Origin of the sequence: Bacillus nakamurai (genome assembly GCF_001584325.1) — a bacterium.
Lineage (GTDB): Bacteria > Bacillota > Bacilli > Bacillales > Bacillaceae > Bacillus > Bacillus nakamurai.
Map to the genome: position 1 here is coordinate 60925 of NZ_LSAZ01000015.1, position 13360 is coordinate 74284.

Below are 13360 nucleotides of genomic sequence, written 5' to 3' on the forward strand. Positions count from 1 at the left end.
AAAAATACTGGTGCGGCATTTACCCCGTTCAAAAGGAGGCAGGACACATTTCACATGCAAACATCATTTTCACCCTGATTTCATTTTTATTGACCATCATTCTTATATTTTGGAGGCCAAAAGGATTAAACGAAGCCGTGCCTGCAACACTGGGCGCCATTCTTGTTTTACTATGCGGAACCGTTTCCTTTCATGACTTGTGGGACATTGGGTCAAAAGTCACCGAAGCATCTATTACGATTATTTCCACGATGGTCATGGCTATTGCGTTAGAAAGCTTCGGTTTTTTTAATTGGGTGGCAGCTAAGCTGCTTCATCGCACAAAAGGATCAGGCATCCGGCTTTTTTGGTTAACGAATCTGCTTTGTTTTTCTATGACTCTTTTCCTGAATAACGACGGCAGTGTGTTAATCACCACCCCCATTTTGCTGTTGGTTTTAAAATATCTCGGACTGAAAAAACATCAAAAAACACCTTATTTGATAAGCGGCGTCTTAATTGCGACAGCAGCAAGCACGCCTATCGGTGTAAGTAATATCGTTAATTTAATTTCCCTTAAAATGATTGGAATGGATCTTTATTTGTATACCAATATGATGTTTGTCCCCGGTATATTGGGGCTTATATTTATGGCGTTTCTGCTGTTTGCTTTCTTTTACAAACGCCTGCCGAAACAGCTTCCAGAAATTCCGGCTTATTTTGATTCGCTGGAGCATAAAAGATACCATCCTCTTCAGCCCCGCCCTGAGCTGACAGAAGACAGGCGGACGAAAGTCATGTTTTGTGTCTTGCTGTTTGTTTTTTTAGTCAGAATCGGTTTGTTTGCAGCTTCGTATACCGGCATATCTGTTTCACTGGTGGCAGTTATCAGCTCTGTCATCCTGCTCAGCTGGAGATGGTGTTATTTAAGAATAGGCCCGAAAGATTTATTGTTAAAAGCGCCTTGGCATATTTTTGTTTTTGCCTTTACTATGTATATTGTCATCTACGGCCTTCATAATATCGGACTGACTGCATTGCTGGTTCAATATCTTGAGCCTTATGTATCGCAAAGCATCGCCCACGCTGCCTTTATTATGGGTCCGGCTACTTCTGTCCTCTCTAATCTATTTAACAACCATCCCGCCTTAATGATCAGCACCTTGACGTTAACAGAAATGACGATTGACCCATTGACCGCAAAAATCATTTATCTGACAAATATAATCGGAAGTGACATCGGCTCTTTGCTTTTGCCGATCGGAACATTGGCTACACTCATTTGGATGCACATTTTAAAACAGCACGGCGAAAAAGTCTCTTGGAAGGAATACGTGAAAACAACCATCATTGTTATTCCGCTCACCGTCATATTTACCTTGACTATTTTATATGTTTGGATCAGTTGGATTTATCTATAGAAATGGAACAGGCTCAATAAAAAAACTGCCTTCTGTATAAAGAGGCAGTTTTATCATTTATGGAAGATGCATGGTTTTCAAATGATTCAATTTCCAAAAAACCGTATGTCCGCTCGCATTGGTCAGTTCAAGGATATTATTTGAAACATCCTTCAACAGCCCCACTTTGTTCGGTATATCCCCTAAATCCAATATAATCAGCTGACCGATATATTTTTTTAATTGCTCCTCAAAATTTCGGACAAGCGGCACATTAGAAGGGACAACCGGCAGCTCTGAGCTTTTTAATGTGTACGGCGTTTGCTCAGTGGAGTAAGGAGTCAGCCATTTTAAATGATGCATTGAGATAAAAAGAGTCTTGTAAACCGGAGAGAAGAAAACGATATAGTCATTTAAAACACTGGTCACATAACCATGGATGGAACGGTCTCCGGTAACGAATACTTCTGTAAATTTGCCTTTTATATTGAGAAGCGTATTCCGGTAAGAAAATGAATTTTCCTGCGTTTCGGGATGCGGATTTTCTTTGTTTGTGTACGCACCTTCATTCAAATCGCCCGGAAGCGACTGATTCATCCGCTGGAGATGCAATAGCGGTATATATAGAAAATGCCGGCCGTCATAAATCACAATGATATCCTGCCCGATATCTAAAAGAGTCCCTGTGAAATTCGTATTTCCCGAAATCTCGATGTCTACTTGTTTATCCAGAAATCTGCTCAATCCAGCCATTTGTTTCCCCCCTCCGCCTTATTTGTCATTCATCGCTCATTTACGGCCGCGCTTCCACCGATAATCTACCGTTCTTAACACCTTTCCGTAATTGTATGAATCTTCTTTGCTTCTTTTTGAGGATTGATGTGATCTTGAAGATCTTGAAGATCTTGATGAGGTTCCAGTTCTTTTAGAAGACGTATGAGACACTTCTTCTGATTTCTCCTCGGCGGAATCCTTCTCATTTTGTTCCTCGTCTTGTTTAGCCGCACCTTTAGAACCCGCGCTTATGCTTTTGATATGAAAAGGATGGATCCGCAGAACTTCTTTATCTTTCACAAGGGTATAGTGGCCTTCCGAATTATCGACAAGTATACCTTCTACAGCTTCAGGGCCCCCGCGGTTGATGGAGACCCATTTGTGGGTCATGCTTTTAAATATACCGTGAAAGTCATCAGCCATTTCATAGTCCGCCGGCTCATCAGCTTCGTCATCTTCCGTATTTTCTGCGCTTACACTTTTAATATGGTCCGTGTTAAAGTACACAATTCCGTCATCCTCGGTTTCCAGCACAAGGAAATCGTCTCCGGCTTCGTGAAGCCTTCCCTTTTTTGATTCCGGACCTCCCTGGTTCAATTGAACAGTCCGGCTGATCATCTGGCGGATTAATTCATGAAAATCATCAGCCTCTTCACATTCAATTGCCTCAGCCGGAGATAAAGTATTATTCGTATCTTCAGTAACGCTTTTGACATGCTTCCATTGATAGTAAATGATTTTATTATCAACCTGAAGAGCGATATAATCCGATTTGATATCTGCTAATCTGCCGGTCTTAGACTCAGGGCCTCCGCGATAGACCGTAATGACCTTTCCTTCCATCGAGTTTAGAAAATTGTAATCAGAACGCTGCCGATTCGTATTGCGTCTCATCTATTGTCCTCCTAGTTATTTATACATATTGGCAAACCATAATGCATATATACGTATCCCGATTATTTTAGGAACTGGTTCACCAGCCTATTTGTATAAAATCCTTCTTTCTTCCCAATTCAGACATTCCACTGCCTTAATTCATTCGTAATAAAAGCTGACCGTTCTTTAATATATTCGCAGATCACATTGGGTTCCCGATCAAAGCGGTCAATCTCATCTTTTTTATAAGGGTCGTTCAGAACAAACGGCCTGATTTTCTCATAAAGCGACATGACTTTCGGTTTCATATGTTCGATTGTAAATTGCGTTTTGAGCGTCTCACCCAAAAGCCTTTGATACGCTTTGCGAAAATACGGTTCATCCAGAAGTCTTGCTGTCAAGGTATTAAACCCTTGGATTCTGACATAATCGGCATCCATCCGCTCTCCGTGAATGTCTCTTCCCCACGTGGCATCGTAGTCCCATGGGATGACTTCAAACAGGCCTGTTTCATGATTCCTGTACAAAGCGTAATTATGAACAAACCCGTCGTAGTTAGACGTAAATACGACGCCGGCAAGCCACCGCAAATATTTATCCACATGCAAGTGCTTCACAATTTCCGCCTTGAACTCTGACTTTGGCACGGTATTAATTTTGTAGATCATATCCTGTAGGCGGAAATCGTCTTCTTCCGTTCCCGTTTTCTTTTCATATCCCAGTTCAAGCGATGTTTTCGTATCCCGCTCAAGGTCGCTGACGAGTGAGAAGTTGGCGTCATCATCAACTGCGTAAAAGATAGCGCCTTTGGCCATGTTCCTTTTCGCCAGAAAGTATTCATCCACTGACTCAAGCTCAAGATAAATCCCTTCATTTTTACCATTGATTTGAATGGAAACGAAATTCGCCTTCGGTGACAGTGTCCCAAGCTCTGCGAAAAAATCCAGAGACAGTTTGTTCCGCATCATGGACGGGTCTTTGTACTCGGCATTTAAATGGATTTCTTTAGCCCCGCGAAACGTTTTTGGCTGATAAAAAGCGATGTGATACGATTTTTTCTTAAAATCCCTTATATGCGAGCCGCGATACGCCAGATCAATATCCAGCCGTTTTTGCTTGACTCTCAGCACAGCAGGCACCGGATCATCATCCCAGATGTCTTTTTTCAGCTCCCGCAAGTCTTTCGGGTGAACAAACAGCTGGTACAGAGGCAATGTTGATTGGTCTTTCACCTGTAAACCCCCTTGCACAATTTTAGGCTATTCCATTTTTACAAAACTCAGCAGAACACTTATACACTTTTCTCAGCACAGCGTACTATGTGTTAGTAAGGAGCGCATCCTTAAACCAAATTTCAAAGAGGAGGTTTCAAAATGGGCCACTATTCCCATTCTGATATCAAAGAAGCGGTAAGATCCGCAAAAAACGAGGGGTTAAAAAGTTATTTGTACCAAGAGCCGCGCAGCAGAAAAAGCAGTAAGAAAAAATTGCGCCGTTCTCACAAAAGATCTCGCAGCCACAAAAAGTCTTTCTGTTCTCACAAAAGATCTCGCAGCCATAAAAAATCTTTCTGTTCTCGCAAAAGATCTCGCAGCCATAAAAAATCTTTCTGTTCTCGCAAAAGATCACGCAGCCATAAAAAATCTTTCTGTTCTCACAAAAGATCTCGCAGCCATAAAAAATCTTTCTGTTCTCACAAAAGATCACGCAGCCATAAAAAATCTTTCTGTTCTCACAAAAGATCTCGCAGCCATAAAAAATCTTTCTGTTCTCACAAAAGATCTCGCAGCCGTAAAAGATCATGCCGTTCTCGCAAAAGATCACGCAGCCATAAAAGATCATGCCGTTCCAGAAAACGCACTCACAAAAGATCTTACCGTTCTCACAAAAGATCTCGCAGCCGCAAAAGATCATGCCGTTCTCGCAAAAAATCATGCAGCCATAAAAAATCCTACCGCTCTCAAAAGAAGAAAAAACGCAGCTGCAAAAAAGACGATTACTGCAGCAAAACAGAATATTGGAAAGACGGAAATGTATGGGTTGTAAAAAAATCCTACAAATAATCCGTGAAAAACCGAATATTATTTGTGTAAAGGCTGCCGGCTAACGGAAGCCTTTTTTTCCTCCGCTTTTTCCTATATAGTTATATGTCATGAGGTAAGATATGCAACCCGGTTTCTTTTGTTGTTTTTCCGGAATTTCTTTCGTATTAATCAATTCATACTCTCAGAAAGGCGGCCCATGTCATGCATACATTACGAGCGGAGGAACTTAACGCAAAGGACATTTACAAATTGCTTTCAGGCACCGTGGTTCCGCGGCCGATCGCATTTGTCACTATGCTTTCATCCATTAACGGTGCTGTAAACGCAGCGCCATTCAGTTTTTATAACGTTGTCAGTGCAGACCCGCCGCTTCTTGCCATCTCTGTCAGCAGAGCGGACGGACGGCAGAAGGATACGGCCAGAAACGCGCTGACGCATAAGGAATTTGTCGTGCATGTCAGTGATGAGTCGATCATTGAAGACATTAACAAAACGGCGGCACGGCTGGGCCCGGACGCCAGTGAGCTTGATCTGACAGCCCTTTCCGCTGCAGATAGCGCCTGTGTCACCGTACCCGGCATTAAAGAAGCAAAAGTCAGATTTGAATGCAGACTGGAACACCATCTTCCGTTCCAAAATGACCGCGGGGAAACCACGGCTGACCTCATCATCGGCAGAGTCGTTTGTTTTCTTTTAGACGATAAAGTATACGATGCGGAAAATGGCTACATACGGACTGAAGAATTACAGCCCGCGGCAAGGCTTGCGGGAAATGAGTACGCCAAACTCGGTGAGAAATATACGCTTTTTCGTCCAACCTGAAATAAGCGCCATTATAATAGAAGAAACTAGTCAAAAAGACCTCTCTCATAAGGGGGCCTTTTTATCTTATTTATACATCTTTACACCAGGAATGCTTTTTCACCCGCTTTCTGCACAGGGCGCGCAAACGGCATTTGAGCTTACAGCTGTCGGGAATGTTCCACTCTTTGTTCACCTCATCATCAACAAACGGATTGTCATACTGCAAAGCTGCGCCCATGCCTTCGTTTTCTAAAGCGGTCCAGTGATCTAGACGCTTTTTCATGCTGTCCTGATCTTCATAAAACAAGACAGGTGCCGGCGCATTGATCGGCGGACACGGGAAATCCGTTCGCCGCATAATCAAGCGCCGGCTTCAGCACCTCGGCCAAGGTCAGACGCCCGTATGCTGTCAGTACGGCATCCCAGCTGTCTGCCATCCCCGGAACGGTAATCGCACTTTCTATCCCCCTCAGCGGAATGGCCCCCCTGTCTTTATATGTTTCTCTCGTCACGTGCTTCCCTGAGCGTCCGCTGCCGTTATATGCTTTGATACTGCCTGTTTCTTGATGATATATAAGCCAAAATGAATCTCCGCCAAGCCCCGTCATATGCGGGTAAACAACCGCGAGGCAGGCGCTGACCGCAACCGCCGCGTCGAACGCGTTTCCGCCCCTTTCCAGAATACCTGCTCCCGCTTGGGAAGCAAGATAATGCGGACTGACGACCATTTGTTTCGTCCCAATGATTGAAGTATCCATGACACGGCCCCTTTAAATGAAATTTTCTCCAATATAAAAACCTCTTCTGCCAGCATCAGCTTCCCTGAAAGATAAGTTCACACACTATTTTCTTTTCGTAAAATATACTCATAAACCTTTTTCATAACGAAAATAAATTAAAATTAATATCTTCAAAACGAAAGTATTCATGATAAAATAATGTCTATCCAAATGAAGGAAGGTGAAGCCGTTTGGAACATGAATACAGCATTCCTAATCTTGTTCTTGATGAAACGGATAAAAACATTCTCTCTATTTTGCACGAGGAAGGCAGGATTTCTTATACAGACCTTGGAAAGCGGATTAATCTATCGCGGGTAGCGGTTCAAAACCGTATTCAGCACTTAATGGAGGCCGGTGTGATTGAAAAATTCACCGCTGTCATCAACCCGGCGAAAATCGGCCATCATGTGTCTGTATTTTTCAACGTGGAGGTGGAGCCTCAGCATTTAGAGGAAACGGCATTAAAGCTGGAGCAGGAGCCTGCGGTCACAAGCCTTTATCATATGACCGGACCGAGCAAGCTGCATATGCACGGCATTTTCGCAAATGATCAAGAGATGGAAGAGTTTTTGACAAAGCGTCTCTATGCGCAAAAAGGCGTCGTCAGTGTCGATTGTCAAATGCTGATTAAACGGTATAAAAGCAGAATGGGCATGAAACTGTAAGGGGGAAACATCAATGAAACATCCCTATTGGGACATAACGGCGGCGATGGTGCGCACTGGCATATTGGGATTCGGGGGCGGCCCGTCGGTTATACCTTTGATCCGTCATGAAGCCGTGAACAAATATAAGTGGATAGATGATGATGAATTCGGGGAAATTTTAGCGATCGCAAACGCGCTGCCTGGTCCGATCGCCACAAAAATGGCCGCATATCTCGGCTACAAGCAGAAAGGAGCGCTGGGCGCCGCGCTTTCTGTCTCCGCCCATATTCTGCCGACCTGCTTTGCCATGGTCGCTTTGTTTACAGCCGTTAATGTGATAAGCCGCTCCTCTATTGTCGCAGGAATGATCGGAGCCGTAACGCCGGTCATTGCCGTCATGCTCGGCATCATGGCCTATGAATTCGGACAGAAGGCCGTCAAAGGGTTAGGCTGGGTGACGGGCATTTTGTTTTTTGTGATTGCGTTTATCGGCCTGCAGACATTTTCCATTAATCCGGGCATTGTGATTCTTATTTTCCTCGCATACGGCGCTTTTCATTTTAAACTGAAAGCACAGCTCACCCGTAAGAAAAAAGATAAAGGGATGACTGCGTAATGTTATTATTTCATATCTTTCTAGCCTTTTTCATTTCGAATTTGTTAGGATACGGCGGCGGTCCGGCCTCTATTCCGCTGATGTTTGACCCTATTTATAAATACGGCTGGATGTCCGGCGGCGAGCTTTCCAACATGCTGGCCCTCGCCAATGCTCTCCCCGGCCCGATCGCCACAAAGATCGCGGCCTATGTCGGCTATAGCGTGGGGAGCTGGCCGGGCTTTATTCTCGCACTAGCCGCGACTGTTTTGCCGTCTGCTATCGCGCTTATCGTGCTGCTGCGGATCATCCGCCGCTTCCGCCAATCTCCGGTTATGAAAGGCATGACTCTGGCCGTTCAGCCTGTGATCGCGGTCATGATGCTTGTTCTCACATACAAAATCGGCGCTGACGGCATACATGCCATCGGCTTGGTTCAATCCTTGGTTATTGCTGCCATTTCGCTAGTTGCGCTTACTAAATTAAAATGGCATCCGGCGTTTTTGATCGCAGCGGCTTTCGTATACGGAGGGCTGGTTATTCCGCATATATAATGATTTATTTCGGCCCGGCGTTTTGGTTTATGATGAAGTGTGAACTGCCGTTTTCAGCTTCATGCTTGATCTGTAAAACATGGCCTGCCATTCTCACATATTGGGTTTCATTTTTTTCTGTTTTAACATACGTCCAGCCGCCGTCATCAGCGGACGGCTGGAAAAGAAACAAAAGAATGATTCCCCTCCCCAATAACACGATTACTTCTTTCATTCATTCGTTCCTAACAGCCGGCGGGCAGCTGATATGGATTGCTTATCCTTAAGAACATCTCCGGGCCGATTGCCTTTTTTGAGGACATATAAAGATAAGTGGATGTCTGTACCATTAGCCGGTTTTATTGAGCTCACGCGTTCAGCTTTTGTGGGAGGGAAATGAAAAAAAGCAGGTATCGCTGCCTGCTTTTTATTGTTTCAGTATTCATTATTAAGTTCTTTCATAAAAATCCGATCCAGCTGCTTCACTAGTTCATTCGGCTCTTCGCACATTACATCTTCTAAGGGATGTTCCCAATCTTCGTTTTTAATGAGCTCAATTCCATAGCTTCCTGTCGGGTCTCCTTCTGGATACCACCCAACATCCAGCAGCAAGTTTTTCGTTTTATGAGAAATTTGCAGAAGATCCTGATTAAAATCAAATAACCATGCCTCATCTTCAGCTCCCAAGGTTTTAGGGTTCGTATCTTTTAATGTATTGTAGTCAATAGTCCAGCCTTCGGGTATCTTAAGCCTTAATAAATTGGGCGGGTCTTGAATGAAAGGCTTTAGGTTATCTAAAATACCGCTGCCAACATTCCAAATGACCGACTCTAATTTGACCACCAAGCTCTCAATATCCAAAGTTGAATCTTCTGCCCATGTCTCCTTTTTTTGTGAATCAGTCACTTTTACATGATATTGGCTATTTTGATATAATACTTCAACAGCGGCATTACGTTTTTCATTGTTCAGTGACAGTAATACAGTTTCTTTACTATTTTTTTGGGAATTTAAATGATTTAATTCTACAGTCCATCCGTCTAAGAACTTTAAGGGCTGCAGATTAAGGTAATGATCACTTTTCAAGTTGTATTCACTTCCTACTTTGGATATATTCTTCTCTTGACATCATTTTATTCAGATAATTTTTGATACGGTCATCATTCATTGGGTGACCATGATACTTACCACCGCTTGTTAGTTCTGCTCTTACCCAATTTGCAGGCTTACCTAAATCATAGCCAACTGGCTGTTCAAAACGATGAAAAAAGTAAATTGTTCCTTTCTTTTCATCAACTATTCTGCCTTTTTCCAAAACAGTTTTCTCCAAAACTCTATTATCAACTGTAGCCAAGTATTGTGCTTGTTTCTTCCCTGTCTCACTAAATAATTTCGCCTGTTCATCGGTCTTAGCCTTTATATGTTTTTTCCCATGATCGAAGTATTCCGCGTTTTTAATCATTTTTCTAAATTCTTTCGAGCTATAATAATTATTATGAGCTACGTAATCATGCAACTTGGAAAAATTAGGGGTTTTGCCACCCACCATCTTCACAATCCCGAGATCTTTCACAGCGGTCTTTTCCACATCTGCGCGGACTCTTGGAAGGCCGATTGGGAATCCGTTCGCCGTTACTGGCTGTTCTGCGTATACCCGGACATTTGTCGGGACTTTGAATTGTTTGACCTGTTCAAGGATGTTGTTTGCTTTTTGGATCTTTGGAGGGGTTGAGAGCGGAATGCCTTTGCGGGCGTGTCTGGCTAACGCACCGGCACCGACGAGGTTCAGTGCTGCTTCCAGCGCCCCTTGCTTCCGTTTTTCTTCTGACACTTGATTTCCGAACATATCCCGGCCTGTGACGGCTTCTGTGAATCCGTTTGAGGCGGCCAGGCCGTAGGCGCCCATTTCCGTCATTTTGAGGATATCCATGGATTTGCCTATTTTGTAGGCGTCCAAGGCGTGTTCTGCTGCGATGACGGTTTTTCCGGTTTTGTAGATGGCTTTCCCGCCTTTGAAGGCTCGGCCCGCCCAGCCGACGACCGGGATGAAGCCCGCTGCCGCCATGGCGCCTGCGGTGATCCGTTCTGCGGCGGATAACGTTTCCCCCGTTACCGGGTCGATCCCTTCAGCTGCTCTTTTATAATCATAGTAGCCGCTGATTTCGCCCGTAAAGGTGCAGATGCCGTCCCATGTTTTTTCGTACCACGGCTTATTGGCTTCCGCTTCTTGCTTTTCTTTTAACCGCCGGGCTTCGGCTTGCTGCGCTTTTGCTTCAATATAGGCTGCACCTTGTTTTTCAACTTCAATGGCGCCTTTATAAATCTCATTGCTATGGAAGGCTTTTTTGTCGAAATACATAGGGGACGCGCTTTTCCCGTTGCTCGTCGCCTGCATCAAAACAGAATACTTATTCAGCACGGCATGATCTAAGGCTTCTATATTTTGATATTCCGCTGTCAGGGAATGGTCAAGCTCCTCAATAGCTTTTACGGTATCCAGCCTGACGTTTTGGGCCTTTGACATGTCATCGGTGAAATCATCGAGTGAATACGGTTCTAAGGCAATGATATCGCGGATGCCTGATAAAATGGAATCGGCTTCGGCTTTTTGCGCCGACATCATTTCTGAGGCTTTTGCCTCTCCGTTGGCAGCCTCATGCTCCAGAAATGAAGTCTCTGCATAAGAATCATTGAGCTTACGGTCTTTAATCTCTCCAGAGATCCCTTTTAAAAAGGCAATTTGAGAGGATACGAGGGTCAGCCAGCTTTCGGCGATTTCCGCTTGTCCCTGAAAGAAATCTTTAATATTGTCCGCGCCTTTTCCTTTAAAATCATCGCCCAGATCGGCTATGCCTTGAAACGCTTGTTTCAGCGTATTCAGCTGCTCTTCAAGCGCTTCATATTGTTCTTTTCTCTTTGCCGATTCGTCAATTAAAGAGTGTGCTTCAAACACTTTGCTCATTTGACTGCCCTTTCTATAGCTATTTTACGGCTATCGCCTCGTCTTGTTCTTTCAATGAATCCACGTTGTCTTTTACGTCCGCAATGTTTTTATGAACGGCTTGTTTATATTCGCCGATCATCGAATGCAGCTTTGCCTCGCGCGAATGAAACTTCGAGGTATAGTCGAGCTTGTTTTTTCCGTTCGGCCCGGGACCTGCGATGGAAACGGCCTCCAAAGCGCGGCTGACCGCTTCAAGCTGCTTGATGACCGCGCTGTATTTCAGCTTTATTTCTGCCATTAAAACCAACTCCAGCTTCTTTTAATTGATTGTATTTTTTCTCCTACTGCGTCAATGGCTTCTTCTCCGAGTGTCAGCATGTGCTCTGCCTCTCTCGCGATGCTTCTGGCGGCAAGGAGGCCTCCTTTTTCAATTTCAAGCTGTGTCATCTTTAAGCCGATTCGGTACACATAACCGTCGTACTTGTCTCCGACGATTCTGTATGCTTGTGTGTGGGCCTGATCGCGCCGGTCATCAAATTCTTCGGCGAATTTACCGGTCCAATGATGATCCAGATGGGGCCTGAGGATGTCTTTGATTTCAGACATGCCCTCCTCCTGCAGTGATTCTATATGTTTCTTCGCTTCTTCTAATTTATCAATTTGGTGTTCGATCTCGCCCAGTTTATGGCTGATTGTGCTGTTAATATGGCTTAATGTGCTTGAATGGCTCATTTTTTTCACCTCGTCTTACTCAAAAAGTCGTACGAAAAGCACAGACTTTTCCATACTATATTTCCATATATTATATTTTAAAATAGACAGAAGATGGCTTAAATAGGTTAAACGACTTATTTTCTCCAGGCGGCATGTTCGGATATAATGCCAAAAGACATACAAATCATTTATTCCGGCAAGCGGTTTTTAATCATAACCGGCCTGTGACAAACGGCCTGAAAAAAGAGACAGAATTTTACTGTCTCCTATCATGATAGATATGTTTTGAAACGAGGTGCAAAACCATGAAGTTTATCAGCCCTATGATGTGGTTTTTCGTTGTGTATCCTTTTCTGTCCGTTTTTATTTTCGGAATCATCGGTACGCTGATTTTTAAAAAACGTGCTTTGTGGCTCATGCCGTCCGCCGTCTTGTTATCATTGCTTGTGTTTATGCTGTATTTTGAGACTTTCGGGCTTGATTTTGTCATTTGGCTTGTTTTGTTTCCTTTACTGACACTGCTGTCTGGAGCCATGACCTACTGGGTGAAGCATTAAGTGCAGTCCCAGTTGTATAAAACGTTTGAGAAGTCTTTTTTCTTCAAATCATCTGGTGTGATAAAGAAATTCGCGATTCCCGTGTCCCCCCACATAGAGCCGATGTCATCGTCTGAATCAATTTGCAAAAGCAGGATCGTATGGTCTTGATAGTCATACCGGGGATCTTCTTGTGTAAAGGAAGCATATCCGCCGATTTTATGGCCGAAGCCGTTTGCCGTATATTCGTCATACACTTCGTCATCAAACTGCTCGAAGTATTCAAAGGCTTCCATCCCGGCATATTGCTCGAATTGGAAGTCAGACGGCAGCACCCATTCAACGGACAATTCCGGAGTGATCGCAGCCTCAGATTGAATCGGAAAATCATCTTCCTCAACCTGAACAAACGAAAAATCATCAACGAGTTCAGCATTATCTTCCGTCACATGTTCAAAGTATTTGATACAAAAGCCCGTTTGCGCGCATTGGTCGTCAAAGTTCAGACCGCAGACGTCATCACTGACTGATATGTAAAACTGAAGAATACCGGAAGCCGGGAAATCAGGAAGCTCAGGCATTTCTGCAAAATTGAGTTGGGCAAGCAATTTCATCGGTTTGCCGCTCTCGTCTGCCGGATATGGTTCATGTTTAACGGCCTCGCTGATTTCTCCAGCGTCTGGCGGCTTGCTTCCATTTGCTCAGGTAATTGAAATGATATTCCCATTATG

Annotated in this window: 16 protein-coding genes and 2 pseudogenes; 7 read left to right on the forward strand and 11 right to left on the reverse strand. The window is 44.0% G+C overall.

Annotated features, from left to right (window positions below; genetic code table 11):
- The first annotated feature begins 74 nt into the window (after positions 1-74).
- Positions 75-1400, forward strand: a complete 1326-nt coding sequence (locus AXI59_RS08855) for an arsenic transporter (protein ID WP_061527977.1) — start codon at positions 75-77, stop codon at positions 1398-1400.
- Positions 1401-1457: 57 nt separating this feature from the next.
- On the opposite strand, the gene AXI59_RS08860 is transcribed toward AXI59_RS08855, so the two are convergent.
- The 3 genes from AXI59_RS08860 to AXI59_RS08870 form a co-directional block, all read right to left on the reverse strand.
- Positions 1458-2132 (reverse strand): hypothetical protein, encoded by a 675-nt coding sequence (locus AXI59_RS08860; RefSeq protein WP_061522602.1) that lies wholly within the window; start codon positions 2130-2132, stop codon positions 1458-1460.
- A 36-nt stretch (positions 2133-2168) separates the two neighbouring features.
- Positions 2169-3047 (reverse strand): hypothetical protein, encoded by an 879-nt coding sequence (locus tag AXI59_RS08865; protein WP_061527978.1) that lies wholly within the window; start codon positions 3045-3047, stop codon positions 2169-2171.
- Between the two features lie 119 nt (positions 3048-3166).
- Complete coding sequence (locus AXI59_RS08870; protein WP_061522600.1) at positions 3167-4261, reverse strand: CotH kinase family protein; 1095 nt, start codon at positions 4259-4261, stop codon at positions 3167-3169.
- A 141-nt stretch (positions 4262-4402) separates the two neighbouring features.
- Between AXI59_RS08870 and AXI59_RS20365 the strand changes: the two genes are divergently transcribed.
- Positions 4403-5092 carry a CotG/ExsB N-terminal domain-containing protein gene (locus AXI59_RS20365; protein ID WP_061527979.1) on the forward strand — a complete coding sequence of 230 codons (690 nt, stop codon included), beginning with the start codon at positions 4403-4405 and terminating at the stop codon, positions 5090-5092.
- A gap of 183 nt (positions 5093-5275) precedes the next feature.
- On the forward strand, positions 5276-5896 hold the full coding sequence (locus AXI59_RS08880; RefSeq protein ID WP_061527980.1) for a flavin reductase family protein: 621 nt from the start codon (positions 5276-5278) through the stop codon (positions 5894-5896).
- A 70-nt stretch (positions 5897-5966) separates the two neighbouring features.
- Here AXI59_RS08880 and AXI59_RS20855 read toward each other — a convergent pair whose 3' ends face one another.
- Positions 5967-6161, reverse strand: a complete 195-nt coding sequence (locus AXI59_RS20855; protein WP_156476249.1) for a nitroreductase family protein — start codon at positions 6159-6161, stop codon at positions 5967-5969.
- Positions 6162-6189: 28 nt separating this feature from the next.
- Positions 6190-6636: pseudogene (locus AXI59_RS08890) on the reverse strand (gamma-glutamyltransferase); the annotation flags it as partial.
- A 212-nt stretch (positions 6637-6848) separates the two neighbouring features.
- Here AXI59_RS08890 and AXI59_RS08895 point away from each other — a divergent pair.
- The 3 genes from AXI59_RS08895 to AXI59_RS08905 are packed head-to-tail and all read left to right on the forward strand — an operon-like array spanning position 6849 to position 8456.
- Positions 6849-7325: a chromate efflux transcriptional regulator ChrS gene (locus AXI59_RS08895; RefSeq protein ID WP_061527983.1), complete on the forward strand. Its 477-nt coding sequence runs from the start codon at positions 6849-6851 to the stop codon at positions 7323-7325.
- Positions 7326-7338: 13 nt separating this feature from the next.
- Entirely contained in the window at positions 7339-7923 is a 585-nt protein-coding gene (locus AXI59_RS08900; protein WP_061522593.1) for a chromate efflux transporter ChrB, read from the forward strand.
- Positions 7923-8456 carry a chromate efflux transporter ChrA gene (locus AXI59_RS08905; RefSeq protein ID WP_061522592.1) on the forward strand — a complete coding sequence of 178 codons (534 nt, stop codon included), beginning with the start codon at positions 7923-7925 and terminating at the stop codon, positions 8454-8456. Before AXI59_RS08900 ends, AXI59_RS08905 begins: the two co-directional genes overlap by 1 nt.
- A gap of 4 nt (positions 8457-8460) precedes the next feature.
- On the opposite strand, the gene AXI59_RS08910 is transcribed toward AXI59_RS08905, so the two are convergent.
- From AXI59_RS08910 to AXI59_RS08930, 5 genes are all read right to left on the reverse strand, one after another.
- Complete coding sequence (locus AXI59_RS08910; protein WP_061522591.1) at positions 8461-8670, reverse strand: hypothetical protein; 210 nt, start codon at positions 8668-8670, stop codon at positions 8461-8463.
- A gap of 200 nt (positions 8671-8870) precedes the next feature.
- On the reverse strand, positions 8871-9521 hold the full coding sequence (locus AXI59_RS08915; RefSeq protein WP_061522590.1) for a hypothetical protein: 651 nt from the start codon (positions 9519-9521) through the stop codon (positions 8871-8873).
- A gap of 7 nt (positions 9522-9528) precedes the next feature.
- The gene (locus tag AXI59_RS08920; protein ID WP_061527984.1) at positions 9529-11397 is read right to left on the reverse strand and encodes a ribonuclease YeeF family protein; all 1869 of its coding nucleotides are present in this window, start codon (positions 11395-11397) and stop codon (positions 9529-9531) included.
- A gap of 19 nt (positions 11398-11416) precedes the next feature.
- Positions 11417-11677 (reverse strand): YwqI/YxiC family protein, encoded by a 261-nt coding sequence (locus AXI59_RS08925; protein ID WP_061522588.1) that lies wholly within the window; start codon positions 11675-11677, stop codon positions 11417-11419.
- On the reverse strand, positions 11677-12111 hold the full coding sequence (locus AXI59_RS08930) for a DUF5082 family protein (RefSeq protein WP_061527985.1): 435 nt from the start codon (positions 12109-12111) through the stop codon (positions 11677-11679). Before AXI59_RS08930 ends, AXI59_RS08925 begins: the two co-directional genes overlap by 1 nt.
- A 287-nt stretch (positions 12112-12398) precedes the next feature.
- Here AXI59_RS08930 and AXI59_RS08935 point away from each other — a divergent pair, with 287 nt between their 5' ends.
- Entirely contained in the window at positions 12399-12650 is a 252-nt protein-coding gene (locus AXI59_RS08935; protein ID WP_061522586.1) for a hypothetical protein, read from the forward strand.
- On the opposite strand, the pseudogene AXI59_RS08940 reads toward AXI59_RS08935, so the two are convergent.
- Positions 12647-13326 (reverse strand): annotated as a pseudogene (locus tag AXI59_RS08940) (YwqG family protein). The gene AXI59_RS08935 and the pseudogene AXI59_RS08940 sit on opposite strands and share 4 nt — an antisense overlap.
- Positions 13327-13360: the final 34 nt, after the last annotated feature.

Excerpts from the sequence above, each read along its gene's own strand:
- AXI59_RS08860 (WP_061522602.1), bottom strand. The coding sequence starts at position 2,132 with ATGGCTGGATTGAGCAGATTTCTGGATAAACAAGTAGACATCGAGATT.
- AXI59_RS08865 (WP_061527978.1), bottom strand. The coding sequence starts at position 3,047 with ATGAGACGCAATACGAATCGGCAGCGTTCTGATTACAATTTTCTAAAC.
- AXI59_RS20365 (WP_061527979.1), top strand. The coding sequence starts at position 4,403 with ATGGGCCACTATTCCCATTCTGATATCAAAGAAGCGGTAAGATCCGCA.
- AXI59_RS08880 (WP_061527980.1), top strand. The coding sequence starts at position 5,276 with ATGCATACATTACGAGCGGAGGAACTTAACGCAAAGGACATTTACAAA.
- AXI59_RS20855 (WP_156476249.1), bottom strand. The coding sequence starts at position 6,161 with ATGAAAAAGCGTCTAGATCACTGGACCGCTTTAGAAAACGAAGGCATG.
- AXI59_RS08900 (WP_061522593.1), top strand. The coding sequence starts at position 7,339 with ATGAAACATCCCTATTGGGACATAACGGCGGCGATGGTGCGCACTGGC.
- AXI59_RS08905 (WP_061522592.1), top strand. The coding sequence starts at position 7,923 with ATGTTATTATTTCATATCTTTCTAGCCTTTTTCATTTCGAATTTGTTA.
- AXI59_RS08910 (WP_061522591.1), bottom strand. The coding sequence starts at position 8,670 with ATGAAAGAAGTAATCGTGTTATTGGGGAGGGGAATCATTCTTTTGTTT.
- AXI59_RS08920 (WP_061527984.1), bottom strand. The coding sequence starts at position 11,397 with ATGAGCAAAGTGTTTGAAGCACACTCTTTAATTGACGAATCGGCAAAG.
- AXI59_RS08925 (WP_061522588.1), bottom strand. The coding sequence starts at position 11,677 with ATGGCAGAAATAAAGCTGAAATACAGCGCGGTCATCAAGCAGCTTGAA.
- AXI59_RS08930 (WP_061527985.1), bottom strand. The coding sequence starts at position 12,111 with ATGAGCCATTCAAGCACATTAAGCCATATTAACAGCACAATCAGCCAT.
- AXI59_RS08935 (WP_061522586.1), top strand. The coding sequence starts at position 12,399 with ATGAAGTTTATCAGCCCTATGATGTGGTTTTTCGTTGTGTATCCTTTT.